Below are 26,505 nucleotides of genomic sequence, written 5' to 3'. Positions count from 1 at the left end.
AGTCGGGCTGCCTTGATGAGTATGCTGATATTTCTTGCATGATCATGCGCATCGGTTTATACAAAAAAATGCAATAATCGCGAGCGAGCCAAAATGGAACTACAACACCTGCGCTGTTTCCTGGCGGTAGCCGAAACCCTGCATTTCGGTCAGGCGGCACAAAAACTGGATATGCTGCCCTCTGCCCTGGGAAGGAATATTCGTCTTTTAGAAGAGACACTTGGCACCCGGCTGTTTACCCGCTCGACCCGCCGGGTGGCGCTCACCGAGAACGGGGTATTGCTGCGGGAAGAGGCACGTAAACTGCTCGCCCATGCCGACGCGATTATGTTGCAATTTCGTCAAAATCCACGCCGCTCACAGCCGCTGTTGCGCGTCGGCACTATCGACAGCGCGGCCATCGGATTGCTGCCAGGATTGTTGCAATTGTTCCGCCAGCACTACCCGACGGTGGAGATCCAGCTCTTCGAAGATAAGACCGTCCATCTGCTGCCGAAACTGAAAAGCGGCAGGCTGGATCTGGTGTTTATTCGCCCTCCCGCCCAGCTCGACGCCCAGTTTGGCCGGGCGTTTCTCTGCAATGAGCCGGGGATCCTGGCCCTGCCCGCCAGCCACCCGTTTGCCGACCGGGAAACCGTCAATATTGCCGAGCTGGAAGGGATGCCGATGATCCTGCCGGAGCGGCGTTCCCGTCCGCACAGCCATGATTTGACCATGAATCTGTTTCATACCGCCGGGATTGAGGTGACAGTGTCACAGATGGCGGACGAGAAGCAGACCATCATCAATCTGGTGTCGGCGGGAATTGGGCTGGCGATTGTGCCAGCCTGGAGCAGCCGCTATCTGATGCCGGGAGTGAAATTTGTGAAGCTGAACGGAGCGGAAAAGATGGGAATGCCGCTGGAGGCGGTATGGATGGCCGGGGCGCAGGATGAGATACGGGATAATATGCTGGGGATGCTGGAGGAGCATCCGGAGCTGTATGAGTGAATCGCCGGGTGGCGGCTACGCCTTACCCGGCCTACGAGAGCACGGACCTACGCCTTATAAATAAATCGTTGGATAAAATCGGCGATATCGGCTTCGACCATGGCGCATTTTTCCGCCGAAGGCCTGACCCCGAGAAACTCGTCATAACCATTCAACAATGAAATCAGCTGTCGCGTGGTGCGGCTGACGTCACACTCGCGAAAGCTCCCATTCGCTACGCCCTCCTCAATAATGCCGCGGACGATGTCGTTCCATGCTTGCGTGATGGATTCAACAAATTCAGCGTAAACGTCATTATGCAGCGCTAACTGCCACGTTGAGCCATACAGCTGCCAGGCGGCATCCGGCTCAAAGGGTAAAAAATCGACGACCAGGCGCTCCATTTTTTGCGTGGAGGGTAAGGACGCCACCTCACGGGTAAATGTCTCCAGTTCGTCGCGCATAAAACGATCCAGCGCCGCAATACACAGGGCCTGCCAGTTGCTGAAGTAATGGTAAATATGGCTGCGAGAGATCCCTAACGACTCGGTCAACTCACGCGTGGTGACGTTAGCGATCCCCTTCTCCAGAAATAATGCGATCGCCCCGTCCAGAATCCTGGCTTTTACCGCCTCTTTTGCTTCTTTCATCTACACGCCCACGTTGACTTTGAGCAAGTGCTCAAATAGACTCGCCCTACAAATTTGAGCAACCGCTCAAATTTATCTTAACAGAAAATTGTATGCTTACCTTAAAAAATGCGGCTCCTGCCGCAGTCTCAAATAGCGCGGTCAAAACGCTCAAACTGCTGGGCCAACGCCATAGCCGAAAACTCGTCCTGACCTTCTTACTGGTGGCAGCTGAAAACATCACCATGCTGCTTTATCCCCTGTTGGCGGGGTTTGCGATCAACGCCATCATCTCCGGCCAGGCGTTGCATGCCGTGCTGTATGCGGTGATGGTGTTTGTGATGTGGGCGATCGGCGCGGCAAGACGCAGTATCGACACCCGCACCTTTGCGCGCATCTATGCCGAACTGGCGGTTCCGGTCATCCTTGCGCAACGTGAAGAGCAGCACAGCTCGTCGACGATTGCTGCCCGCGTGGCGCTGTCGCGTGAATTTGTCGATTTCTTCGAGAAACATCTGCCGGTGCTGGTGACCTCTGTCGCGTCCATCATCGGCGCCGCGGTGATGTTGCTCCTGCTGCAGTTCTGGACCGGCGTCGCCTGTCTGCTTATCCTGGTCTTCTTTGCCCTGTTTTTACCGGGATTTACCCGCAGGAACGAAGCGTTATTCCTGAGACTGAACGACCGGCTGGAAAAAGAGGTGGCGTTTGTGAACAGCGCCTCCAGGATATCGCTCTCCAGGCACTACGATGTGCTGGCGCGACTCAGAGTTAAACTGTCAGATCGGGAAGCTTTTGGCTATTTAGCCATCGGCACGGTGACCGCGATTTTGTTCGCCAGCACTATCCTGACCATGTCGTTCAAAGGCGGACTGGATGCCGGTCATATCTATTCGGTCATGACCTACATGTGGATGTTTGCGATGAGTCTGGATGACGGGCCGCAGTTGCTGGAAAAATACTCGCAGCTGAAAGATATTGGCAAGCGGGTTAATACCAGTACGGTTTAATCAGTCTTTATCCCCTCACCGCAACGATGAGGGGATAACTTACGCTTTTACATCGAATAACCCGGCTTCTTAATCAGCTCATCCAGCTTCGGGCCAATTTCCGTATCCCAGACCTGCGCTTTCCAGTCGGCTTCCTGAACTTCGTTCAGGGCCACGGAAATAGAGCGATCTTTACTGTTCAGATGGCGCGTAATCACCTCGGCGATATCCGCCGCCAGGGCAGTTTTTTGCTCGTCGTTCAGATCGCGGGGAAAACACTTAATATCAACGTGTGGCATGGGCAGGGCTCCTTTTGAGTAATGATTCCAGACTAGCAGAGTATGTCATTGTCTTTTAGCACCTTGTGCAGTTTCGGGAGCTTGCCCACGCTATCGGCAACGGCGGTGATCTTTGGTGTGTTGGCGGCAAACCAGTCCGATCGCGGCCCCCAGGTACGCATCACGCACAGATAGCAGTCGATAAGGGTGATCTGCTCGCCAAAGGCGTACGGCGTGGCTTTAAGGTGATTATCCAGCCACAGGTAGAGCGATTTGCGGTACTCCCGGCAGTGGTGTTGCAGCTGTTCCGGGGCATCCGGTGCCCAGCGTTCCGGGTAGTCGGCATAGGTGAAGGTAGGATAGACGTTAGCCACCAGCCAGATCAGCAGGCGCTGAAACTGCTGACGCTCGCTACTCCCGAGCGGAGGGGCCAGATCGGGCCGACGATCGAGGATCATCAGCGCAATTGCCGCCGTTTCCGTCATGATCTCGCCGTTCTCCAGCTCGAGGGTCGGGACCTGACACAGCGGGTTGAGTTTTTCCAGCAGCTCACGCGTCTCGCCAGGCTTATCGAACCCGTCGACGTTGATAAACTGGTACGGAATGTCGGCCAGGGTCAGCATCACTTCACTGATGGCTGAGCCCCAGCCGGGAACGCCATAGACTTTGATCATCGGCTATACCTCGGTCAAAGCCTTAAGTGTAGAGCAGCCTCAGTAGGTTATCCCGGGCGGGTTGACTTCCGACTGCGCCACCGCTTCGCCCTGCTCGCCCCAGCGGGCCAGCACTTTCTGGTAGTCACCCCGCTGGATGGCCCCGTCGAGCGCGGCCTGCAGGGCATACACCAGCTCGTTGCCCTTTTTGGTGGTGGTGGCCACGTAAGCCTTCTTCGGCCCTAAGCCCACCACCCGCGTTTTGCCGGTCAGGGCCTCTTTGTAGGCGGAAACCGACTGCGGGCCGAAGAACACGTCCGCCCTACCGGACTGGATATAGAGATTGCCCGAGGCGTCATCGGTCAGGTAGACCGGCAGCGCAGGCTCGCGCCCGGCGGTTTTGTTCTCCTCATTCCAGCCCAGCAGAATGCGCTCCTGGTTAGTGCCCGAACCGACAATCACCTTTTTACCGGACAGATCGGCAGCGCTGTTGATCGACTGCACCTCGCTGGTGGATTTCACCGAGAAGGCCAGGTTATCGACGCGATAGGTGGCAAAATCAAACTTCTGTTTGCGCTGCTCGGTCACCGCAATGTTGACCAGCGCCACGTCGTAACGCCCGGAGGTGATCCCCAGCGGCCAGTCCTCCCACGCCGTCGGCACCAGCTTGAGTTTTAAACCCAGGCTGCCCGCCAGCAGCCGGGCGATATCCGGATCGCTGCCGATGCGGGTGCGGTTATCGCTGGCCAGCAGCGCCAGCGGCGGTGAGTTAAGGGCCGAAATGGCGACGGTCAGCGTACCCGGTTCGACAAACTTGTAGTTCGCCGGGATCTTCGCCACCGCCTGTTTATCCACCGTCACCGGCAGCGGCTGCTCGTTAGCCTGTAAATCAATCGAGGCGTGGCTCGCAGAGGCCACCACTAACAACGCCAGTAATCCCTTTTTCATCTTCTCTCCTTACAGGACTTTGGACAGGAACTGCCGCGTTCGCGCATGCGACGGACGGTTCAGCACCTCGTCGCTGCTCCCCTGTTCGACGATTTTGCCGTCGACCATAAACACCACCTGATCCGCCACTTCCCGGGCAAAGCCGATCTCATGGGTCACCACCACCAGGGTAGTGCCGGAGCGGGCCAGCTTTTTGATCACATCCAGCACCTCACCCACCAGCTCGGGATCCAGCGCCGACGTCGGTTCATCAAACAGCATCACCCGTGGGCGCAGGGCCAGGGCGCGGGCAATGGCGATGCGCTGCTGCTGCCCGCCAGACAGATGCCGGGACCAGGCGTCGGCTTTATCGCGCAGACCCACCACGTCGAGCAGATCGTAGGCCCGTTCGACGGCTTGTTTACGGCTCAGCTGTTTATGGGCAATGGGTGCCTCGATCAGGTTCTCCAGCACCGTCAGGTGCGGGAACAGGTTGAAGTTCTGGAACACATACCCGACGTTGATGCGCTGTTTGAGGATCGCTTTCTCCTTCAGCTCATACAGGGTGTTGCCCTCCCGGCGATAGCCGATGTAATCCCCGTCAATCTGAATAAAGCCTTCATCCACGCGTTCGAGGTGGTTAATGGTGCGCAGCAGGGTCGATTTACCGGAGCCGGACGGGCCGAGGATCACCGTCACTGAACCCGGCGGGATCTCCAGCGAGACGTTATCCAGCGCCTTGTGGCGACCAAAGAACTTGCTCACGCCGGTAATGGAAATATGTCCTTCAGGAGAGGCTTGCATGGACAGGCTCCTGTGTGGTTTGGGTGGTCACGGAACGGGTGCGGGTGGCGCGGGTGGTGTTCACCGCCGAGCGGCGCTCGCTGCGGGCCAGGGCACGTTCCACCAGATGCTGGATCGCGGAAAGCACGGTGGTGATCACCAGATACCAGACGGCACCGACCATCAGGAGCGGGATTACCTCCTGGGTGCGGTTGTAGATCATCTGGATGGTGTAGAACAGCTCCGGCATGGCGAGGACGTAAACCATCGCCGTGCCCTTGGCGAGGCTGATAATTTCGTTGAACCCGGCCGGCAGAATGGTGCGCAGCGCCTGAGGCAGGATGATGCGCAGGGTACGGCGCGAGGCCGGTAAACCCAGCGCGGCAGCGGCTTCATACTGGCCGTGATCGACCCCGAGGAAACCGCCGCGGATAATTTCTGCGGTATAGGCGCTCTGCACCAGCGTCAGCCCGACCACCGCGGTGGAGAACTGCCCCAGCACGTTGATGGTCTCAAAGCTGCCCCAGGTGATGCGGGTGAACGGCACGCCGAGCGACAGCGTGTCGTAGAGATAGGAGAAGTTGTAGAGGATGATCAGGACCACAATCAGCGGCAGGGAGCGGAACAGCCAGATATAGCCCCAGGCGAGGCTGCTCAGCAGCCACGAGGACGACAACCGGGCCAGGGCTAACAGGCCGCCGATCACCACGCTCAGCGCGGTGCCGATCAGGGTCAGGAGCAACGTCTGCCCCACCCCTTCAAGGATCACCGGGTCGAAGAACCAGCGCGCGAACACGCTCCACTCCCAGCGGGGGTTAAAGGCCACCGACTGTACGACAACCGCCAGCACAAACAGCGCCACAATCGCCCCCACCGTGCGCAGCGGGTAGCGCGCCGGGACCACTTTGATGGTTTCAACGTTGTTCATGGTCGTTCCTCATGCCGATTTACTGAACGCTTCGCGTACCAGCGTTTTGGTGAAGCGCAGCCGCCCGTCGAACGGCGGCTGGCTGTACTCCTCCGGGTCGCGGTCGAGGTCGAATTGCGCCGCGTAGCCCTGGCTCAGGTAGAGCCGCACCGCTTCCGGCTGACGGAAACCGGTGGTGAGGTAGATCTGGCTGTAACCGGCCAGCACCGCCCGGTGCTCCAGCTCCTGCACCACCCGGGCGGCAAGTCCCTGCTGACGCAGAGATTTGTCGGTCCAGATCCGTTTGATCTCGGCGGTGTGATCATCGAAGGGTTTATAGGCCCCGGTGGCGATGATTTTCCCATCGCGCTCCAGCACAATAAACAGCCCCTGCGGCGCCAGATACCACTCGGTCAGTTCGATCTCAGCATCTTTGGAGAAGTAGTCACCGTAGCGCGCGGCGTATTCCCCGAACAGCCCCTCGATGATGGGCTGAAGTTCGGCATCCTCCGGCGAAACGTCACGAAAAAGGTCGCTCATAAGTCCTCCTTAGTCGCCCAGGCCAGCCGGATTCACTTCCGAACTCGGGATGCGCTCCACGCCTTCACCCCAGCGGTTCAGCACCTTGTCGTAGTCGCCGTTCTTGATCACCCCGTTGAGGGCGGTCTGCACCGGTTCCGCCAGGCCGCTGCCTTTCTTCAGGGTCACGGCGATGTGCGCCGCTTTCGGCCAGCCACCGTCAACGCTGCCCACCAGTTTGGTTTTGCCGGTGAGGGCCGCTTTCCACGCACCAATCACGTTCGGGCCGAAGTAGGCGTCCGCGCGACCGGACTGCAGCGCCAGCGTCTGGGCGGCATCATCTTTGGTGTAGATCGGGGTGAACGGCTTGAGGCCCTTCTTCTGGTTTTCTGCATCCCACGCCAGCAGGATCGCCTCCTGGTTGGTGCCGGAACCCACGATAATCCGCAGACCGGCGATATCTTCCGCCTTCTCAAGTTTCTTAATCGGGCTGGTGGATTTCACGTAGAAGCCCAGCGAATCCTTACGATAGGTGGCGAAATCGAACTTCTGTTTGCGCTCTTTGGTGACGGTGATGTTGCTGATCGCCGCGTCGTATTTCCCGGAGGTGACACCCAGCGGCCAGTCTTCCCAGGAGGTGGGCACCACGTTCAGCTCCAGCCCGAGGCTGTCGGCCACCAGACGGGCGATATCGGCCTCGCTGCCGATCAGGGTTTTGTTGTCATCGGCAAACACCGTCAGCGGCGGCTGGCTCTGCGCAGAAATCGCCACGGTAAATTTCCCCGGCACCACCGGCTTAAAGCTCGCGGGAAGCTGGGCGATGGCCTGCGGGTTTTTCGCGGTATTGATCGGCGTTTTGTTGGCTTCGAGGCTGACCCCGGTGCCGTTAATGTTGACGTTCTCTGCCCAGACGGCAGGGGTAAAGGCCAGCGCGAGCGCCAGAATAAGCGATGATTTTTGCATGGCAGGTTCTCTTATTGTTGTGTGAACTGATTTGCTGGTTGGTCTAATCCCAGGCTCTCACGCAGGGTGGTGCCGGGATATTCTGTGCGGAACAGGCCGCGGGCCTGCAACAGCGGCACCACCTGATCCACGAAGCGCGGGAAGGTATCCGGCGTGCCGCCCTGGATGATAAAACCGTCTGCGGCATAGCCTTCAAACCACTGCTGCAAGCCGTCGGCCACCTGTTCCGGGGTGCCGGAAAAACGCGGGCGCGGCGAGGCAGCTTCCAGTGCCACCTGACGCAGGGTTAAGTTGCGTTCCTGGGCGTTACGCTTGATCTCATCGGTGGTGCTGCGGAAGCTGTTTTTTCCCAGGTCGCCAACGTCCGGGAAGGCTTCATCCAGCGGATACTGGCTGAAATCGTGGTGCTCAAAATAGCGACCGAGATAGTTCAGGGCATCGTTGATGGAGACCAGCGCGGCAGTGGTCTGGTACTGCGCCTCCACGTCGTCGGCGTCTTTTCCGACGATCACGCTCACCCCCTGGAAGATGTGCAGCTCGTCCTCGCTTCGACCATGCTGTTTCAGTTGGCTTTTGACGTCATGCCAGAAGGCCTGGGCTTCTTCGTAGGTTTCATGGTGGGTAAAGATGGCGTCAGCATGTTTCGCCGCCAGCTTTTTGCCGTCGTCCGAGGCCCCGGCCTGGAAGACGATTGGCCTGCCCTGCGGCGTGCGGCCAATGTTCAGCGGCCCGGCCACCTTGAAGAAATCCCCGTGGTGATCGAGGGTGTGCAGCTTTTTAGGGTCGAAGAACTGCCCGGTCTCTTTGTTACGCACAAAGGCGTCGCCCTCCCAGGAGTCCCACAGCCCTTTCACCACGTCGAGATACTCATCGGCGATGCGGTAACGCAGGGCGTGCTCCGGGTGCTTGTCGCGGGAGAAGTTCTTCGCTGACCCTTCCAGCGGCGAGGTCACCACGTTCCAGCCCGCCCGGCCGTTGCTCAGGTGATCGAGGCTGGCGAACTGGCGCGCCACGGTGAACGGCTCGCTGTAGGAGGTGGATAGCGTCCCCACCAGCCCCAACCGTGATGTGACGGTCGCCAGCGCCGACAGCACGGTCAGGGGCTCAAAGCGGTTGAGAAAATGCGGGATCGACTTCTCGTTGATGTAGAGACCATCGGCGACAAAGATAAAGTCGAGCTTGCCCGCTTCGGCCTTCAGGGCCGTCTCTTTGACGAAGTTAAAATTGATGCTGGCATCGGCCGGGGCTGCCGGATGACGCCAGGCGGACATATTTCCCGAGGCGCCGTGCAAAATCGTGCCCAGTCGCAGTTGTCGTGGTGCGGACATATTCCCTCCTTACCCTTAAAGTTGATTCAGTGCTTTTTCCGCAAGTCGGGCGAAGTAACGCGCGGCGGGTTCTATTAATGCCTCGTCCGGGTTAAAGGCCGGATGATGTAAGCCATACTGACTGGCGCTGCCGATGCTGACGAAAGCCCCCGGGATCTGCTGCAGGTAGACAGCGAAATCCTCCCCGCCCATATGCAGTTCTGCATGCCGGGTTTCATAGCCGCTTTCGCTAGCCACCGAGGTGGCAAACTCGGCCCAGTTGGCGTCGTTAACCAGCGCGGTAGGCCCGGCGTACCAGGTGATGTCGATCTGCGCGTTAAAGGCGGCAGCAAAGCCAGCAGCGATTTCGGCCACCCGGGCCTTCACGTTCTGCTGCACTTCGGTGCGATGGGTTCTGAGGGTGCCTTCCAGCTCGACGCTCTCCGGCAGCACGTTCCAGGTGTTGCCCCCGGTAATGCGGGTCACGCTCAGCACCACCGAATCGAGGGTATTGACGTTGCGGCTGGCGACGCTTTGCAGGGCGGTGACCAGCTGGCTGGCGAGCAGGATGGCATCGTTGCCTTCATGTGGACGAGCGGCGTGCGCCCCTTTGCCAGTGATGCGGAACACGAAGCGGTCGACGTTGGCGTAGAACGGTCCGCCGCGTGTGGCAAAGCTGCCCACCGGCAGACCGGGTTCGTTATGCATACCGAAGATGGCGCTGACGTCGCGCAGGGCCCCGGCGCGCACCAGGCTTTTGGCGCCGCCGAAATTCTCCTCCGCGGGCTGGAACAGGATCCGCACCCGGCCGTTCAGCGAGGCTTCCCGTTCTTTCAGCTTCAGGGCCGCGCCGAGGATCACGCTGGTGTGGATGTCGTGGCCGCAGGCGTGCATCACGCCGGGACGCTGAGAGGTAAAGGCTACGCCGCTGCGCTCCTCGATCGGCAGGGCGTCGATATCGGCTCGCAGGGCGATCTGTTTATCACCCTTCCCCACCTCGGCGACCACGCCGGTGGCCAGATCGTAAGGCAGAACCTTAATTCCGGCGTCGCCTAACCACTGACGCAGTCGGGCGGTGGTTTGGACTTCCTCCCCGGAGAGTTCCGGGTTCTGGTGCAGCTCGCGGCGCCAGGCGATCAGCTGTTGTTCGAGGCTCATACTGCCACCTCTCTCTGCTCTCGGGCCTGAGCCAGCAGGCGCAGGGATTGCACCCGGGCGGTGCCCTCCGCGACCGGCGTATCAATGATGAACTCGTCGATGCCCCACTGCTGATGCAGCGCCTCCAGCTGTGCGAGCACCGACTCGGCGGTACCTGCCAGCAACGACTGGGCGCGACGGGCGATGCGCAGCGGCTCGCTGCCTGCCTGACGGGCAAAGGCGTAAGCCTGCTCTTCGCTGGCCACGGTGACCCGCTGGCCGTTGGCCAGCTCAACGCCCCACACTTCTACTGATTTCGCCAACTCATCAGCCTGGGCCTGGGTTGGTGCCACAATCGCCTGCACCGCGACAATCACCTCCCGGGCGCTATGGGCGCGCCAGGTGCCGATGACCTCGCGCAGCAGTTCCGGGTCGCCATTCAGATGGGCGGCAAAAACAAAGTCCCAGTCGAGGCTGGCGGCAAGGCGCGCGCTCTCCGCGCTGGCCCCCAGCAGGAAGCCAGCCGCCGCCACCTGCGGTAACGGTGTGGCTCGAACCGCCTCCTCCTGTGATGTAGGGTTGATCCAGCCATTCAGCTGCGCCAGCTGGGAGGCGAAGTCGCCCTTCTCCTGCTGGCTGAGGCCGAGCTGTAATGCCCGGGTCGAGAGCGGCAGGCCGCCCGGCGCTTTGCCGACGCCCAGATCCACACGACCAGGGGCGATAGCCGCCAGCAGGTTGAAGTTTTCTGCCACTTTGTAGGGGCTGTAGTGTTGCAGCATTACCCCGCCAGAGCCGACGCGAATGCGTTTCGTCTGCCCGAGGATCCAGGCAATCAGCAGCTCGGGTGACGGGCTCGCCAGCTGTGGGGTGTTGTGGTGTTCGGCAATCCAGAAGCGGTGATAACCCAGGGTTTCGGCCTGCTGCGCCAGGCTCAGCGTGCGCGCCAGCGCATCGGCGGCCGTTTCGTTTTCTGCGACAGGACTTTTATCCAGAATGCTGATTCGCCAGGACATGTTGCAATCTCGTTTGACTAAACATGTCGCCATTATTAAGGGGCGATTTCACCGCTGAGAAACAATTAATTTACATTTGGTTTGCCGGATTTCAGATATACAGCGTCGGATGACAGCGTTGCACGAAGCTCAGCGATCAGGGCATCGGCCTGTTGCCGGGAGGTGATGCGCACGAAGCGGATGTGGGCAAAAGCTGGATTCTGCATGTCGGCTTCATAGCGTGCGCGGTTGCTGCGCCAGGTCTTGATCGTCCACAGTAATATCGACTCCCGGCTAAAGAAAGTGCGGCGAAAGCTCTCCCGATTGCCGGTGCCGGGCCACAGCTCCTGCTGAGTCCAGGCGCGTTTTACCGCCCGGGTGACGGCCTGACGCAGGGTGCGGGCCAGACCGTAATCGACCCACACCACCAGATCGACGTGGCGCCATTTAATCGGACGGGTGCGGTTGTAGTTGCCGTCCAGCACCCAGCCAGGCGTGGCGCTGAGCGCCGCCTCCAGCTTTGCGAACATGACGTCGTCCGGGGTGCCCTGCCAGTCGGGACGCCAGTACAGGGTATCCATTTCGATACAGGGTAGCGCCAGTTCGGCGGCGATCCGGCGGGCAAGCGTGCTCTTGCCGCTGCCGCTGGTACCAACCAGGTTGATTTTCATCACATTTCCTGATGAGTCGGGGAAAACGGGCTAACAATGATAATGTTTTATCATTGTTAATGAAACACGATTTCGGCGGTATGGTTTAGGCCACGGATTCATTATTTCCTTAACATTTGCCTTAAGTCGGTTTATTTCCCCTCTGCTTTACTTTCTGCATCCCGCTGATTGCATTTTTATGACCTGGATATTCATTAATACGAAAAAATAGTTAATTGCGGCGCTTTCTAATTCATTACTTTTTGTGGAGAATACGCCAGCCGTAATATTACAGAATAAATATCCAACCTTGCCTGACTCTTTTATCGGGCGGCTACTCTTTTACACAGACATCACCATGGAGTTATTCATGAGGCGTAACAATCACGTTACACAAAACGAGTATTTGCTTAACGAAGGGTCGACCTTAATGTCGACCACCGATACCCTGAGTCATATTACGTATGCGAACTCGGCCTTTATTGATGCCAGTGGTTATAAAGAAGAACATCTTATTGGTGAACCGCATAATGTGATCCGCCATCCGGATATGCCTCCGGAGGCGTTTGGCGATATGTGGTTTACCCTCCAGCAGGGCGAGAGCTGGACCGGGCTGGTAAAGAACCGCCGCCACAACGGGGATCACTACTGGGTGCGAGCCAACGTTACACCGGTCTACCAGAATGACACTTTGACCGGTTATATTTCGGTGCGGAATATTCCTGAGCGTCGTGAGGTCGATGCCAGTGAAGCGCTTTATCAGCGGGTACGAAATAACGAATTAAAAAGCCATCGCTTTTATAAAGGTGTGCTGGTGCGTCGGGGTATATTCTCCTTTCTCTCTATTTTCAAACGACTCAGCACTGCAAAACGGGTTAATTACTCCCTTGGTATTACCGCCCTGGTTGCCCTCGCCCTTCCTTTATTACTTCCTGATGAAATAATGCAGTCCGGTGGCCTGGCGGTGCTGTTTATTTTGCTGTCGATATTTCTTAATGCCCAGATCTGCCGCCCGGTGAAAACCATTGTTAAACAGATGCAGCGCGTCGTCTCGGGCCGCAAGACCGACTATTACCACTTCGATCGGGTCGATGAGATTGGCCTGATGATGCGGCTGGTTAATCAGTCCGGATTAAACCTGAATTCACTGGTGGATGATGTCGGGACGCAAATCAGCGGCATCCGCGCCATCAGTCAGCAGGTCGCTAAAGAAGGCGACGCTCTGCAGGCCCGCTCGGAGGAGACCTCGGGAGATCTGCAGCAGACCGCCGCGGCGGTGGAAGAGATTGCCAGCGCGGTACAACAGACGGCCCAGACGGCGGAAGACGCAATCCGCATGGCCGACCAGACCAGCGCCAGCGCTTACAGCGGCGAAGCGGTGATGAAGCAGACCATCGGCGTGATGCAGTCGGTGTCGCGGGATAACGGCCAGATAGTCGATATCATCGCGGTGATCGACCGTATCGCCTTCCAGACCAATATCCTGGCGCTGAATGCCGCGGTGGAAGCCGCTCGCGCCGGGGAGGCAGGCCGCGGTTTTGCGGTGGTGGCCGCCGAAGTGCGTAATCTGGCCCAGCACTCAGCGTCGGCGGCGAAGGAGATCGCGTCGCTTATCGAGAAGAATGTCGCCAGCGTCAATGCCGGGGTCAATATGGTCGAGCAAACCGAAACCCAGCTAACCACCATGATCGGCAACGTGCTGAACATGTCGGCCCTGATTAAAGAGATCGGCCACGCCACTCAGGAGCAGACCCAGGCGCTGACCCTGATTAATGAGTCCATTTCCCGTATCGGAGTGATGACTCATAACAACACCGGGATGGTGGAGCACGTCACCCAGGCGGCCAACCACCTTACCCAGCGCACCACCCGCCTGCAGCAGGCGATTGCGGTGTTTGGCGGCTAATCACTATCGGGGCGAAATTGTCGTTTCGCCCCGATTAAGTGTCAGGAGCAAGGCCACTGTAATAACAGCCTTGCTAATGGCCCTGTTCCTCCCTAGAATTTCCAGAGTCGCTCAGGAGATACGTAGCATGAGAAAAAAAACCATTACAAAAGCGCAGATTTATCGTTCCGTTGCCAGCTCAACCGCGATCGAAACAGGTGTTGCTGTGCAAAAAATCGAGCAGCAACTTATACAAAATCTGGCCCAGGCGAAAGCCGTTGGTCTCGCCCGCTAATCTGGCAAAATATCGCTTACCAGTTGCATCATGGGTCTGTAGTTGCCTGAGACACCAGCCTGAATTGCCTTGAAGTAAAAAAGCTTGTGCTCGTCCCATAAGCTGTAATCCAGCACTCCTTTTCCCGCCAGAACGGACAGCATATCGAAGAGTAGCCGCGACAGACGTCCATTACCTTCCCTGAATGGATGAATCAAAATAAACTCAACATGACATTCGGCCAGATAACTCACCAGCTCAGGACGCGTCAGGTTTTTTAGTTCACCAGAACGGGAGAGATATTGCTTCTCGAAGCCAGCAATCAGCAACGGGATCCTGTTGGCTGCGGCGAACTGAAAACCGTCCTTTGTCAGGTTTGCATTACGCAACTTCCCCGCCCAGTCGTACACATTTCCCAGCCATTTCCGGTGCCATACCCTGATATGTTCAAAAGCCAGCCCCGAAAGCGGCTGATCTTCGATGAACAGTTCTTCATACAGCATCAGCAACAAGCCCGATTCCAGCGCTTCCATTTCATCGACATCGATGATCCCTAATTTGTTCGCCAGAACCGAGTCGCCAGAGCCAGGCTGGTGACGCTGTTCCGCTGAATGAAGTTCATATTTTGACAAGCCGTTACCTCCTCTCTAACGCGTTTTAACGTTGCACCCTGCGCCTTACTGTCGTGAAATCTGTCGAGCGTAGCGATTCGGGTTCATCATATCTACCACCATTCATCGCTACGGCAAAATGGCTAACCCGGCGAAAAGGTCATATCTTTTTTAAAGCGACGGTCGCTGCCGGGAGCCTGGATGAAAGCAGAAAAACTGACGTTTGCGGTCTCGTTACTCGCCTGGGGGGCGCTCTACTATCTGCTGGGCTGGATCTCCTTATTCCTCGACGGCCCGGAGAGTCGGGTGGCTTTTATCTGGCTGCCCTCGGGCGTGGCTGTCGCCGCCTTTTTGATCGCGACGCGAAAGCAGTGGCTCGCGCTGTGGTTTATTCTGTTCCTCGCCCGCCTGGCGCTGGGGCTGACCTTTCATCATACGTTTCACGTCTCGCTGGTGCTGGCCCTGTTTTCGCTCACCAGCCAGATGGGGATTGCCTGGTGCGTGCGCTACTTTTCCCGGGGCTACGACCAGTTGCATAAGATCGTTACCTGGGTGATCTCGACGATTGTCATCAGCGCCCTGGCGGCGCTGGCGGGGGTTGGCTGGCTCTCCCTGCTGGCCGGGAGCGTGCAGATGCAGTGGCTGTGGATCGCCTGGAGCGCTAACGTCACCGGCACGCTGTTTGTTACCCCGCCGCTGATGGGTCTGCTGGCCCTGGCTGATAAAGTGGCGCGGCGTGAGTCGCTGGCGGGTGTCTGTTTAGTTTTCGCCGTCTTGCTGGCGACCCTGTATATCTTCAGCGACCTGCCCGACCCCAGCGACAATGTCGCCGTGATTTACGCCCTGGCCTGCCTGCCGTTGGTTCTGCTGACTGCCGCTACCGTTATCTGCGGAAATCGGCTGGCGTCGCTGGCGTTTATCCTGTTTAGCGCCGGGGTGATCTATGCCTCCTGGCGGGAAACCGGCCCCTTTTATTTTGCCCGTCTGACGCCGGAAGAGTCGGTCCTACTGGCGCAATCTTATCTTTCTGCCGCCGCCCTGCTGCTGGTGTTTATCCGCGCCCAGAAAATGCACAGCACGGCCGGTCGTCATTCCCGGGCGATGGCCTATTCCCTCGATCCCGAAACGGGCCGGATGAGCTGGGATCCCCATGCGGACCCAATTCTCGCCGCCGCGCTAGCCCCGGTCACCCACCGGGAAGCGCTGCTGGCCCTTGTGCCCGATCCGCAACAGCAGGCCCGGATGACCGCCCGCTGGCAGGCGGTGGCGAACAACCAGCCCGTTGCAGAGACGTTTCGTTTTACGCTGGCGATTGCAGGCCATCCGCCCATCACCTTAACAGAGCGAAATATGCTGATGATGAGCAATAAGGATCGCCCGGTGATTGTCGCGTTCTGGTCTGAGGACCAGGGAAGCCTGTTTCAGTCCGCGCCGCAGGAGGAGGGTTAATCATGCTGCAGATCGCCTTTTTACTCGCCGGGGCGGCGTTTGTCCGCAAAGCGGCACCCTTCTTTTTGGTGGCAGGCATGCTCTGGGGCGGGCTGGGGCTGGCCATTTTTATTGATGGCCTGCAGGGCGGATTGCATTTCCCGCTACACGTCTTTGGCCTGTTTCTGCTGCTCGACAGCCTGGTGTCGCTCACCCTGGGCTCGGCGGCCAAAGGGACTCAGCGCGGCATTTTTTACTTCAAGGGCGGCGTGTTCCTGCTAATCGCCATTCTGATCCTGTCAGGTCGCCACGATGGCACCCTGGTGCTGGCGATCGTCTTCGGGATTGCGTACTTCATCACCGGCCTGTTTACCATCGCCTCTGCGGTGGTGGTGCGCTTTACCCACTGGCGTCGGGCCCTGCTGTCCGGGGTGTTACAGATCCTGTTTGCCGTTTTCCTGTTCCTGCCCTTTCCGACCGAACATGACGGCACCGTCTCGCAGTTTATCGGCATGGTGATGCTCACCGGCGGGCTGCAATCGGTGATCCTCTCCCTGCGGATGCGCCAGATCCGCCAGGGTCGCTCGGTGTTCGATATTCTCGCCCCGCAGACGCTAATGACCGCCGGGCGGGAGACGCTGCCACAGGCGGTGGCGAACACCCCGGGCCATCAGCTGATCGTCCACGTCTGGACCCCGGAAGGTTCGGCTAAACAGCAAACCCTGCCGCGCCCGGTGATCAACCGCTATATCGCCGCTGTAGACGCCAACGGGGTGATCTCAACCGGCCATGCGGCGCTGGAGGTTCCTCCTGCCCTCTATATCAGTCTCTATCCGGCGGCGGAGATCGACCGTTCACCCTCGGAGTTTTTTAACCTGCTGAAAGCGGTAGAAGCGAATACGGTGGCGGGCAAGTATCAACCGGATTACCGCTTTGAAGCCAATATGTGGTGCGAGTCTGACCGCAAAATCCACTTCTCCACCTTCAATGTGGCGTCGTTAACCCATTTCTGGACTCAGTACCGACAAACCGAAACCTACAATCTGACCTGGCGCAACTGTTCCAGCAGCGTGGCGTATGCCCTCGAAGCGGCCCTCGACGGGGCCTTAAAAGAGCGCTGCTCCCGGGGCGGTTTTGTGCGGCTGCTGTTTATTCCGGAGCTGTGGATCGCCGCGCAACTGCGCAAGCGCGCCACTAATATGGCCTGGACACCCGGGCTGGTGCTGGACTATACCCGGGCGCTACATGCGGTGGTTCACCCCACGGACGTGTCGCTTCTGCACCTGATTAAAAAGAGATGGTTTACGGCTGCGGATACGGGTCGTCAGTAACCTTTTCCAGCCAATCTCCAGCGCCTGATATTTACGTCGACACACATCACTTTCGCCCCGTTATTTTTTGCGTCGATTATTAATTGCAGGTAGGATGCTTCGCCATGTTTTGCCTTATCCATACGCAGAATGACTGGAAAGGCAGCACATTTCCGCGCAAGAGCAATCGTTTGTATTGCGACTGCCGGGTACGGACATCATGAAAGTGATTTTGACAGGTAAACAGGTAACTCAATGAAAACAAGCAATAAAAGCGCAGCCGATCATCAGGCCGCGAAACGTCGCTGGCTGAACGCCCACGAAGAGGGCTATCACAAGGCGATGGGCAACCGTCAGGTGCAGATGATCGCCATCGGCGGCGCTATCGGTACGGGGCTGTTTTTAGGTGCAGGCGCCCGCCTGCAGATGGCTGGCCCGGCCCTCGCCCTGGTCTATCTGGTGTGCGGGATCTTCTCCTTCTTCATTCTCCGTGCCCTAGGCGAACTGGTATTACACCGTCCGTCCAGCGGCAGCTTCGTCTCCTACGCCCGTGAGTTCCTCGGTGAAAAAGCCGCCTATGTTGCGGGCTGGATGTACTTCGTTAACTGGGCGATGACCGGGATCGTGGATATCACGGCGGTGGCCCTGTACATGCACTACTGGGGCGCGTTTGGCGATGTGCCGCAGTGGGTGTTTGCCCTTGGCGCGCTGGCGATTGTCGGGACCATGAACATGATCGGCGTGAAGTGGTTCGCCGAGATGGAGTTCTGGTTTGCGCTGGTTAAGGTACTGGCGATTGTCATCTTCCTGGTGGTGGGTACGGTGTTCCTTGGCACCGGTAAACCGCTGGACGGCAACATGACTGGCTTCCACCTGATCACCGACAACGGCGGTTTCTTCCCGCACGGCCTGCTGCCTGCGCTGGTGCTGATTCAGGGCGTGGTATTCGCCTTTGCCTCCATCGAGCTGGTGGGTACGGCGGCGGGGGAATGTAAAGATCCCGAGAACATGGTGCCAAAAGCGATCAACAGCGTGATCTGGCGTATCGGCCTGTTCTATGTCGGCTCCGTGGTGCTGCTGGTTCTGCTCCTGCCGTGGAACGCCTATCAGGCGGGTCAGAGTCCGTTCGTTACCTTCTTCTCGAAGCTGGGCGTGCCGTACGTGGGCAGCATCATGAACATCGTGGTTCTGACCGCGGCGCTCTCCAGCCTGAACTCCGGCCTCTACTCTACCGGCCGTATCCTGCGCTCCATGTCGATGGGCGGTTCTGCGCCGAAGTTTATGTCGAAGATGAGCAAGCAGCAGGTGCCGTACGCGGGCATTCTGGCGACCCTGGTGGTGTACGTCTTCGGCGTGTTCCTGAACTATCTGGTGCCGTCGCAGGTGTTTGAGATCGTGCTTAACGTGGCGGCGCTGGGCATTATCGCCTCCTGGGCCTTTATCGTGGTGTGCCAGATGCGTCTGCGCAAAGCGATTAAAGAAGGTACCGCGGCTGACGTAAGCTTCAAAATGCCGGGCGCGCCGGTCACCTCCTGGCTGACCCTCCTGTTCCTGTTCAGCGTGCTGGTACTGATGGCGTTCGACTACCCGAACGGCACTTACACCATCGCTACGATCCCACTGCTGGCAGTCCTGCTGGTGGCTGGCTGGTTTGGCGTGCGTAAACGCGTGCATGAGATCCACAGCACCGCGCCGGTCCATCCGGACGATGAAAAGCGTGATGGTCCGCTGGTGGAAGAGACCTCAAGGTAAAAGCAAAACGGTCACTCAGGTGACCGTTTTTTTTATCTGTGCTCCCTCTCCCTGTGGGAGAGGGTCGGGGTGAGGGCATCAGACCGCACCTACCTTTTTGCCCGGCGGCGCTACGCTTGCACGGGCCTACGGTTACTGCGGAATGCGGGCGATCACCTTAATTTCGAAATCAAATCCTGCCAGCCAGGTCACGCCGACGGCGGTCCAGTTCGGATAAGGCGGCTGCGGGAAAATAGCCTGTTTGACCTCCATGATCGTTGCAAACTGATTTTGCGGATCGGTGTGGAAGGTCGTGACATCAATCAGATCATCGAACGTACACCCCGCCGCGGCAAGGGTCGCTTTCAGGTTATCAAAGGCAAGCTGCACCTGAGCTGCAAAATCCGGCTCCGGCGTGCCATCGGCGCGGCTGCCCACCTGACCGGAGACAAACAGCAAATCGCCGGAACGGATCGCGGCAGAATAACCGTGCTCCTCATAAAGAGCATGTCGGTTGGCAGGGAAAACCGTTTCGCGCTGGATCATAGCGTCTCCTGTACTGTATTAAGGGTGAAAAACGCGTAGGGATGATTTAATATACGCGGCGTATGTCAAATTAATCACACATACGCCGCGTATGTCAAATGAAGATGGAGAACCTGTGATGGCCAAACGCCGCAGCGAAACGATGGAAGAGAACCGCGAAAAACTGATCGCATCAGCGCGTAAAGCCTTTGCCGAAAAGGGCTTTGTCGCGGCATCAATGGATGAACTCACGGCCAGCGTCGGCCTGACCCGTGGGGCGCTGTACCACAATTTTGGCGATAAAAAGGGACTTCTCGCGGCAGTTGTCGACCAGATTGATGGCGAAATGGCGCAACGGGCTAAGGCTGAGGCCTCTGGAGTGGTGGATGACTGGGACAGATTGTTAGCCGAAGGGGTCGCCTATATCAAAATGGCGCTGGATCCGGAGGTGCAGCGCATCGTTCTGCTTGATGGCCCGGCGTTTCTGGGCGATCCCGCCCAATGGCCAGGTCAGCTGAGCTGCCTGGAATCGACCCGTCAGAGCATCATCAAGATGCTCGAACGCGGCGTGATAAAACCGGTGGACGCAGACGCCGCGGCCTATATGTTAAACAGCGCCGCCATGAGCGCCGCCCTGTGGATAGCGGCCAGCCAGGACCCACAGAAAGCGCTGCCGGACATTATTGCGGTATTTACGCAGCTGGCGAGCGGCCTGTGCCAGCGTCCGGAATAACACATTTGCCCGGCGGCGCTGCGCTTGCACGGGCCTACGGTTTACGTGGTGTTGTAGGCCGGGTAAGGCGAAGCCGCCACCCGGCACGGCACTCACCTTACAGCGCGATACGGATCACATCATCCGGCTGGGTGGCTTCCTGCTGGCGGGAAGACTTCTGCTTCACGGTCACGAACAGGGTTTTACCGTCGGCGGAGAGCGCCAGGCTGTTCGGGAAGGTTGGGGTGTCGAGAGTCTTCTTCACTTTATAGGTTTTCGCGTCAATCACGCTCACCTTGCCCGCCTCGCGGTGGGTCACGTAGGCTTCATTACGTGCCGGGTTAAACAGCACTGCCAGTGATTCCGGCGCGGCCACTTTACTGATGACGCTGCCATCTTTCAGGGAGACAACCAGCACTTCCGGCTGCTTAGAGTCGGTAATAAACGCGCGCTGGCCTTTCACGTCGAGGCTCAGGTTCAGGTAGAAGTGCTCTTTCCCGTCGTCCTGCAGTTTCTTGCGCTCGATGATTTTGTGGGTCGCGGTGTCGATGGTCAGCAGCTCGCCGTCACCGTTGGTGGTGTACAGACGTTTCGCCTGCGCGTCCAGCGCCAGACCGGTGCTGAACTTACCGGTGCCGGTAATGGTCTCTTTCAGCTTCAGCGTTTCGCCATCCACTACCCAAATCACGCTCTCTTTACCGATGCCGGTGATATAGACGGTATTGGTGGTGTCATCGGCCACCAGCTCACGCGGCTGCAGCGGTTTAACGGTTTCGCTGCGCTTACGGTCGTCAAGTACCAGACGGCCCTTCACGTCACCCGTTTTGGCATCAATTGCGGTCACCGCGCTGTTCGTGGTGTTACCAAACCACAGCGTCTGGGTAGCGTTGTTGATGGTCGCGCCAAAAGGTTTCAGATCGCTATGAATCGCCTGGGTCACTTCCAGCGTCAGCGGATCGAGACGGTAAACCACCCCACCCTTATCGGTTTTGCGGCTCTGCGTGGTAGCGACCCACAGCGCGTTCTCCTGCTGGCTGACGGCCATCTCATACGCGCCTTTACCAACTGCTTTACGCAGCATCTCTTCTGCAGCGTGAACATTAAAGGTCCCGGCGACCAGCAGAGTACCTAACAGCAGTGAGCCACGCAGACGCGGCGAGCACAGGTGACGTAAATTCATAACAACTCCCTTTTAACGTAAATGGTATCGCTGACATCGCTTCCGGCTGGCAAAGTCATCGCTTCGCCTGATTATGGATGAGAATAGTAATCATTATTTATCGCAATGTGGAGTAATTCTTGATCGTGTCAGGACGATCCGCCGATTTAACCTACACTTTGCTTAACGCTATGTGCTGTTATGGTTTTCAAAACATTTACAAAAGATTTACCATGTAAGCACATGTTCCATTTGGTTCGTCATTTCCTTAAGCGGCTTTTATTAATGAAAATCTTTTCTGCCCGTAAGGCAACGCTTCCCCTGCTGTTGGTTCCTGTTATTTTGTCTCCTGTCGCCACCCTGGCGGCAGAAGAGCAGACCATGATCGTCAGCGCGTCGCCACAAACGCTCTCTGAGCTGGATACCCCTGCTGCGGTCAGCGTGGTCAACGGCGACGATATGCGCCACGCCACCCCGCGTATTAATCTCTCTGAAACCCTTGGCAGCGTGCCGGGACTGCAAATCCAGAACCGGCAGAACTACGCCCAGGATCTCCAGTTATCGACCCGTGGTTTCGGTGCACGTTCCACCTTCGGGGTGCGCGGTATTCGCCTGTATGTCGACGGGATCCCGGCCACCATGCCGGACGGCCAGGGGCAAACGTCCAATATCGATCTTAACAGCATCGAGAGCGTCGAGGTCCTGCGCGGGCCGTTCTCCGCCCTGTACGGCAACGCCTCGGGCGGCGTGATAAACATGACCACCGAAACCGGACGCCAGCCTAATACCGTGGAGGCCAGCAGCTATTACGGCAGCTACGGCAGCTGGCGCTACGGCATGAAGGCTACCGGCGCGATGGGCGACGGCACCCAGCCAGGAGATGTGGATTACACCGTCTCCACCACCCGCTTCACCACCCACGGCTATCGCGATCACAGCGGCGCGCGTAAAAACCTCGCCAACGCCAAACTGGGCGTGCGCATCGACGATGCCAGCAAGCTGACCCTGATTTTCAACAGCGTGGATATGAAAGCCAACGATCCCGGCGGCCTGGACTATCAGGAGTGGCGGGATAACCCGCGCCAGTCCCCGCGCGGGGATCAGTACAACACCCGTAAGACCATCAAGCAGACCCAGGCTGGCCTGCGCTATGAGCGCCAGCTGAGCGCGCAGGACGACCTCAGCGTGATGGCCTATGCGGGTGAACGCGAGATGACTCAGTACCAGTCGATTCCGTACCAGCCCCAGCTGCGTCCTACCCACGCGGGCGGCGTGATCGACATGCAGCGTCATTACCAGGGGATCGACACCCGCTGGACCCACCGCGGGGAGCTGCTGGTACCGATGACCTTCACCACCGGCCTGAACTACGAAAACCTGAGTGAAGATCGTCGCGGTTATGAAAACTACGTGATGAACAACGGGACACCGGACTACGGCGTGAAAGGGGCGAAACGCCGCGACGAGCGCAACCTGATGTGGAACGTCGATCCCTACCTGCAAACCAACTGGCAGCTGACGGATAAACTCTCCCTCGACGCAGGCGTGCGCTACAGCTCCGTATGGTTCGACTCGAACGACCACTATGTGCAGGGTGCCAACGGCGATGACAGCGGTGAGGCCAGCTATCACAAATGGCTCCCGGCAGGGGCGCTGAAGTACCGCGTGACCGACGCATGGAACCTGTATGCCGCCGCAGGCCGTGGTTTTGAGACGCCGACCATCAACGAACTCTCCTACCGCACCGATAATCAGAGCGGCCTGAACTTCGGCCTCAAGCCGTCCACCAACAACACGTATGAAGTGGGGAGCAAAACGCGGATCGGCAACGGCCTGTTGACCGCGGCGCTGTTCCGTACCGATACCGACGATGAGATCGTGGTGGACGCCAGCGCAGGCGGACGCACCAGCTACAAAAACGCCGGGAAAACCCGTCGTCAGGGCGTGGAGCTCGGCCTTGACCAGCAGTTTGCCGAGAACTGGAAGCTGAAAATGGCGTGGACCTACCTGGATGCTACCTACCGCAGCAACGTCTGCGGCGACGCAGACTGTAACGGCAACCGGATGCCAGGCATTGCGCGCAACATGGGCTATGCCTCGTTTGGCTGGCAGCCTGAAGAGGGTTGGTATGCGGGATCGGATGTGCGTTACATGAGTGACATCGAGGCCGATGACGAGAATAACGCCAAAGCGCCCTCTTATACCGTCGTGGGTCTGAACACCGGCTATAAGATGAATCTGGGTAACTGGGGAATGGATCTCTTTGGTCGCGTGGATAACCTGTTCGATAAAGAATATATCGGGTCGGTGATCGTTAATGAATCCAATGGACGTTATTACGAGCCGGCGCCAGGACGTAATTATGGCGTTGGGTTATCAATCTCTTACCGCTTTGAGTAATTAAACTACCCGGCAGGCATTCGTCTGCCGGGAATAAACAAGCGAAGCGGTAATATTAAAAAATATAGCGTTTCGCTGGCGGTTAAATATTAAGCTAAATATTGTTGCAGCAGCAGGTTATTCGCTTTGTCCACGACCTCGGCGACGGCGGCGCGGCACCGTTCAACATCGCGTTTCTCCAGCGCGTCGATCAGTTCATCATAGCGATAGGTGGTCGCAGGAAGTTCGATATCCTGATCGTACCAGTAGCTAAAGCAGGGACCGATCCGCATCCACAGCTGTTCGATCAGGGTGCAGAGCGTTGGCATTTCGGCGTGTTTGTACAGGGTAAAACGGAAGATGCGGTTGGCCTCCAGAGACTTCTCCACATCGTTGTTGCTCATGGCGTCGTGAAACGCCTCACTGAGTTTACGCAACTCCTCAAGCTTGCTGTCCGTCATGCGTTCGCAGGCTGCGGCAACGGCCAACATCTCCAGCTCCCGACGGATGCGGTTGACCTCGTCATACCCTACCTGTGTCACTTCAGGCACCAGAAAGGCCTGAGCCGGTGCAGCGTGCAGTACGCCTGCGGAGACCAACCGCAGTAGTGCTTCACGAACCGGAGTAATACTGGTGCCTAATTTATCGGCAATCTCTTTCGTCACAAGACGTGACCCTGGCCTAAGCGAACCGGCAATTAACGCCCCTTTTAGCGCCACTTCCACCTGAGTCGTCAGACTCATGCGCTGCGCTTTTTCAATATTATCCAAATCAAGCATGTTCAATTCCTGTAACAGATGCAAAACGCGCTTTGCCAAATGGGCAAAAGGCGTGAAGCGACGCGTGATGATATATCCTGTATCTGCATGCCTGGTATTCTTGACCGCATAAAAACAGAACTAAAATTAATTGATTTCTTTAGGTATCTCATCCGTCAATTTTGCGGCTGAGTTATTGTAGACATGTATTATTAAAGACGTTATTCAGAATTTTGCATAGTCCGTAAGGGCGGTTTTACCCGCCCTTACAAGTACTATTAGTTATCCTTCGCGACGCGTATCACGACTTTGCCGAAATTTTTACCTTCCAGCAGACCAATCAGCGACTGCGGGGCATTGTCCAGCCCATCAACCACTTGCTCGCGGTAGTGGATTTTGCCCTCGTTGACCCAGCGGCCCATCTCCTGCTGAAACTCTTCGATGCGATGGCCATAGTCCTGGTTAATGATAAAGCCCTGCATGCGAATACGTTTTTTCAGCAACGTACCCATCAGCAGTGGCAGCCTGTCCGGGCCGTCCGGCAGGGCGTCGTTGTTATACCCGCTCACCAGACCGCACACCGGCACTCGCGCCCCGGTGTTTAACAGCGGCAGTACGGCGTCGAACACCTTCCCGCCGACGTTTTCGTAATAGACGTCGATCCCCGCCTGGCAGGCCTTAGCCAGCTGGTCGGCAAAATCGGCGGCATGGTGATCGATACACTGGTCAAAGCCCAGTACCTCGGTCGCATGGCGACATTTCTCCGCGCCCCCGGCAATACCGACTACCCGGCAGCCTTTCAGTTTGCCAATTTGCCCGACGGTAGCCCCTACCGGACCGGTTGCGGCCGCCACCACCAGGGTTTCGCCCTCTTTAGGCTGGCCAATATCCAGCAGCCCCATATAGGCGGTAAAGCCCGGCATTCCCAGCACTCCCAGCGCCCAGGAGGGACGCTCAGGGTTATCGCCCAGCTTGACCAGATCCTTGCCGTCGGAGACGTCATACTCCTGCCAGCCGCTGTAGCCGAGCACCCATTCACCGGCTTTATACTCCGGGTGGTTCGACTGCTCAACGCGGCTGACCGTGCCGCCCACCATCACCGCCCCGATCTCCACCGGCGGCGAGTAGGATGGCGCATCGCTCATGCGGCCGCGCATATAGGGGTCCAGCGACAGCCAGACGGTACGGAGCAGGATCTGCCCTTCAGCCAGCGGAGGAACAGAACGCTCCTCCAGGCGAAAATTATCGGCAACCGGGGCGCCCTTTGGACGCGAAGCGAGAACCCAACGACGGTTTGGTGTAGAAGGCTGACTCATATATGACTCCAGATTACACAAATGTCCTTAGAGACTAGCTGCATATCCTCCAGCCTGCCTTCGCATTACGAGCCGGATTGATTGAGCCGCACCACCAGATAGACACAGGGTTCGCGACTCTCGTTGATAAAACGGCAGTCGTTTGGCGGCCCCAGTTCGAGGCAATCCCCGGCGCGCATGTCGTGGCGGGTATCGCCTTCCTGAAAGACCAGTTCACCCGACTGCAGCCAGATCAGCTGGCGTGCAAGGGCATAAGAAGAGGCAGGCATCGGTACATCGCTCCCACCGGGAAGTTCAACCTGCACCATATCGATAGGCAGATCGCTGCGAGGTGAGACATGACGACGCAGATAGTGCGTTTGCGGGTCGCGCCAGACCGGCTGGTTGGCAAAGCGTAACAGCTTGCCTTCCTGCAGTTCAGCGCGCGCAATAAGCGTGGACATACTGATGCCAAACGCGCCGGAGAGACGGGCCAGCAGCGTCGCCGTCGGGCTGCTATCTGCGCGTTCAATTTTATGGATCATTGCTCGTGAGACACCGGCGCGTTCCGCGAGCTCACTCAGCGACCAGCCGCGGGCTTCACGCTCCAGCCGGATACGGGCGCTGATCCGTTGATTGATATTGTCTGGCATAGTTGTCATCGCGTAATACTATAGTGAAAGTAATGGATTACAAGACGCTTTTTTACATAACAAAAAGTTATGACTTATAGCATAG

At 57.9% G+C, this 26,505-nt stretch carries 25 protein-coding genes and 1 pseudogene; 9 read left to right on the top strand and 17 right to left on the bottom strand.

Annotated elements, in window-relative coordinates; translation table 11 throughout:
- Positions 1 to 93 precede the first annotated feature (93 nt).
- Positions 94 to 990 carry a LysR family transcriptional regulator gene (locus tag LG383_RS07870; RefSeq protein ID WP_225758763.1) on the top strand — a complete coding sequence of 299 codons (897 nt, stop codon included), beginning with the start codon at positions 94 to 96 and terminating at the stop codon, positions 988 to 990.
- A 47-nt stretch (positions 991 to 1,037) separates the two neighbouring features.
- On the opposite strand, the gene LG383_RS07865 is transcribed toward LG383_RS07870, so the two are convergent.
- Positions 1,038 to 1,619, bottom strand: a complete 582-nt coding sequence (locus LG383_RS07865; RefSeq protein WP_106992929.1) for a TetR/AcrR family transcriptional regulator — start codon at positions 1,617 to 1,619, stop codon at positions 1,038 to 1,040.
- A 92-nt stretch (positions 1,620 to 1,711) separates the two neighbouring features.
- Between LG383_RS07865 and LG383_RS07860 the strand changes: the two genes are divergently transcribed.
- A complete protein-coding gene (locus LG383_RS07860) occupies positions 1,712 to 2,605 on the top strand; it encodes an ABC transporter six-transmembrane domain-containing protein (protein WP_225758762.1) in 894 nt (297 codons plus the stop codon).
- 47 nt (positions 2,606 to 2,652) lie between these two features.
- On the opposite strand, the gene pptA is transcribed toward LG383_RS07860, so the two are convergent.
- The 10 genes and pseudogenes from pptA to LG383_RS07810 form a co-directional block, all read right to left on the bottom strand.
- On the bottom strand, positions 2,653 to 2,883 hold the full coding sequence (gene pptA, locus LG383_RS07855; protein ID WP_039028695.1) for a tautomerase PptA: 231 nt from the start codon (positions 2,881 to 2,883) through the stop codon (positions 2,653 to 2,655).
- Between the two features lie 32 nt (positions 2,884 to 2,915).
- The gene (locus LG383_RS07850) at positions 2,916 to 3,536 is read right to left on the bottom strand and encodes a glutathione S-transferase family protein (RefSeq protein ID WP_106992932.1); all 621 of its coding nucleotides are present in this window, start codon (positions 3,534 to 3,536) and stop codon (positions 2,916 to 2,918) included.
- A 39-nt stretch (positions 3,537 to 3,575) separates the two neighbouring features.
- The gene (locus LG383_RS07845; RefSeq protein ID WP_225758761.1) at positions 3,576 to 4,463 is read right to left on the bottom strand and encodes a transporter substrate-binding domain-containing protein; all 888 of its coding nucleotides are present in this window, start codon (positions 4,461 to 4,463) and stop codon (positions 3,576 to 3,578) included.
- Between the two features lie 9 nt (positions 4,464 to 4,472).
- Positions 4,473 to 5,246 carry an amino acid ABC transporter ATP-binding protein gene (locus LG383_RS07840; protein WP_225758760.1) on the bottom strand — a complete coding sequence of 258 codons (774 nt, stop codon included), beginning with the start codon at positions 5,244 to 5,246 and terminating at the stop codon, positions 4,473 to 4,475.
- A complete protein-coding gene (locus LG383_RS07835) occupies positions 5,230 to 6,153 on the bottom strand; it encodes an amino acid ABC transporter permease (protein ID WP_225758759.1) in 924 nt (307 codons plus the stop codon). The genes LG383_RS07840 and LG383_RS07835 overlap by 17 nt, the downstream gene beginning before the upstream one ends.
- A gap of 9 nt (positions 6,154 to 6,162) precedes the next feature.
- Entirely contained in the window at positions 6,163 to 6,672 is a 510-nt protein-coding gene (locus tag LG383_RS07830; protein WP_225758758.1) for a GNAT family N-acetyltransferase, read from the bottom strand.
- 9 nt (positions 6,673 to 6,681) lie between these two features.
- A pseudogene (locus LG383_RS07825) lies at positions 6,682 to 8,942 on the bottom strand (NtaA/DmoA family FMN-dependent monooxygenase).
- Between the two features lie 15 nt (positions 8,943 to 8,957).
- A complete protein-coding gene (locus LG383_RS07820; RefSeq protein ID WP_106992939.1) occupies positions 8,958 to 10,079 on the bottom strand; it encodes an amidohydrolase in 1,122 nt (373 codons plus the stop codon).
- Positions 10,076 to 11,071 carry an LLM class flavin-dependent oxidoreductase gene (locus LG383_RS07815; protein WP_225758757.1) on the bottom strand — a complete coding sequence of 332 codons (996 nt, stop codon included), beginning with the start codon at positions 11,069 to 11,071 and terminating at the stop codon, positions 10,076 to 10,078. The genes LG383_RS07820 and LG383_RS07815 overlap by 4 nt, the downstream gene beginning before the upstream one ends.
- A gap of 65 nt (positions 11,072 to 11,136) precedes the next feature.
- On the bottom strand, positions 11,137 to 11,721 hold the full coding sequence (locus LG383_RS07810) for an adenylate kinase (protein WP_106992941.1): 585 nt from the start codon (positions 11,719 to 11,721) through the stop codon (positions 11,137 to 11,139).
- A 349-nt stretch (positions 11,722 to 12,070) separates the two neighbouring features.
- Between LG383_RS07810 and LG383_RS07805 the strand changes: the two genes are divergently transcribed.
- Together LG383_RS07805 and LG383_RS07800 are read left to right on the top strand one after the other, a co-directional pair.
- A complete protein-coding gene (locus tag LG383_RS07805; RefSeq protein WP_225758756.1) occupies positions 12,071 to 13,606 on the top strand; it encodes a methyl-accepting chemotaxis protein in 1,536 nt (511 codons plus the stop codon).
- Between the two features lie 127 nt (positions 13,607 to 13,733).
- Positions 13,734 to 13,880: a hypothetical protein gene (locus LG383_RS07800; RefSeq protein WP_225758755.1), complete on the top strand. Its 147-nt coding sequence runs from the start codon at positions 13,734 to 13,736 to the stop codon at positions 13,878 to 13,880.
- Here LG383_RS07800 and LG383_RS07795 read toward each other — a convergent pair.
- Entirely contained in the window at positions 13,877 to 14,491 is a 615-nt protein-coding gene (locus LG383_RS07795) for a Fic family protein (protein ID WP_225758754.1), read from the bottom strand. The genes LG383_RS07800 and LG383_RS07795 overlap by 4 nt on opposite strands.
- A gap of 180 nt (positions 14,492 to 14,671) precedes the next feature.
- Between LG383_RS07795 and LG383_RS07790 the strand changes: the two genes are divergently transcribed.
- The 3 genes from LG383_RS07790 to ansP all read left to right on the top strand — a co-directional run bounded on the left by LG383_RS07790 (position 14,672) and on the right by ansP (position 18,960).
- Positions 14,672 to 15,919, top strand: coding sequence for an MASE1 domain-containing protein (locus LG383_RS07790; RefSeq protein ID WP_225758753.1), 1,248 nt, complete (start codon positions 14,672 to 14,674; stop codon positions 15,917 to 15,919).
- Between the two features lie 2 nt (positions 15,920 to 15,921).
- Positions 15,922 to 17,229, top strand: coding sequence for an HdeD family acid-resistance protein (locus tag LG383_RS07785; protein WP_225758752.1), 1,308 nt, complete (start codon positions 15,922 to 15,924; stop codon positions 17,227 to 17,229).
- A 234-nt stretch (positions 17,230 to 17,463) separates the two neighbouring features.
- Positions 17,464 to 18,960 (top strand): L-asparagine permease, encoded by a 1,497-nt coding sequence (gene ansP / locus LG383_RS07780; protein ID WP_225758751.1) that lies wholly within the window; start codon positions 17,464 to 17,466, stop codon positions 18,958 to 18,960.
- Positions 18,961 to 19,092: 132 nt separating this feature from the next.
- Here the strand turns inward: ansP and LG383_RS07775 are convergent, their stop codons facing one another.
- Complete coding sequence (locus LG383_RS07775; protein WP_225758750.1) at positions 19,093 to 19,485, bottom strand: RidA family protein; 393 nt, start codon at positions 19,483 to 19,485, stop codon at positions 19,093 to 19,095.
- Positions 19,486 to 19,603: 118 nt separating this feature from the next.
- Here LG383_RS07775 and LG383_RS07770 point away from each other — a divergent pair, with 118 nt between their 5' ends.
- Positions 19,604 to 20,197: a TetR/AcrR family transcriptional regulator gene (locus LG383_RS07770; protein WP_370635160.1), complete on the top strand. Its 594-nt coding sequence runs from the start codon at positions 19,604 to 19,606 to the stop codon at positions 20,195 to 20,197.
- A gap of 97 nt (positions 20,198 to 20,294) precedes the next feature.
- On the opposite strand, the gene LG383_RS07765 is transcribed toward LG383_RS07770, so the two are convergent.
- Positions 20,295 to 21,356 carry a YncE family protein gene (locus LG383_RS07765; protein WP_225758748.1) on the bottom strand — a complete coding sequence of 354 codons (1,062 nt, stop codon included), beginning with the start codon at positions 21,354 to 21,356 and terminating at the stop codon, positions 20,295 to 20,297.
- Between the two features lie 264 nt (positions 21,357 to 21,620).
- Here LG383_RS07765 and pqqU point away from each other — a divergent pair, with 264 nt between their 5' ends.
- The gene (gene pqqU, locus LG383_RS07760; protein ID WP_225758747.1) at positions 21,621 to 23,735 is read left to right on the top strand and encodes a TonB-dependent receptor PqqU; all 2,115 of its coding nucleotides are present in this window, start codon (positions 21,621 to 21,623) and stop codon (positions 23,733 to 23,735) included.
- Positions 23,736 to 23,824: 89 nt separating this feature from the next.
- Here pqqU and LG383_RS07755 read toward each other — a convergent pair whose 3' ends face one another.
- From LG383_RS07755 to LG383_RS07745, 3 genes are all read right to left on the bottom strand, one after another.
- Positions 23,825 to 24,493, bottom strand: coding sequence for a GntR family transcriptional regulator (locus LG383_RS07755; protein ID WP_106992952.1), 669 nt, complete (start codon positions 24,491 to 24,493; stop codon positions 23,825 to 23,827).
- 257 nt (positions 24,494 to 24,750) lie between these two features.
- Complete coding sequence (locus LG383_RS07750) at positions 24,751 to 25,788, bottom strand: NADP-dependent oxidoreductase (protein ID WP_225758746.1); 1,038 nt, start codon at positions 25,786 to 25,788, stop codon at positions 24,751 to 24,753.
- A gap of 65 nt (positions 25,789 to 25,853) precedes the next feature.
- On the bottom strand, positions 25,854 to 26,429 hold the full coding sequence (locus LG383_RS07745) for a helix-turn-helix domain-containing protein (RefSeq protein WP_225758745.1): 576 nt from the start codon (positions 26,427 to 26,429) through the stop codon (positions 25,854 to 25,856).
- Positions 26,430 to 26,505 lie beyond the last annotated feature (76 nt).

The sequence above is a fragment of the Leclercia sp. Marseille-Q4284 genome (assembly GCF_916618945.1).
In the GTDB taxonomy this organism is placed as follows: Bacteria; Pseudomonadota; Gammaproteobacteria; order Enterobacterales; family Enterobacteriaceae; genus Enterobacter; species Enterobacter tamurae.
Note: the sequence above shows the minus strand (reverse complement) of the source record. Positions and strands in the feature narration are given on the sequence as shown.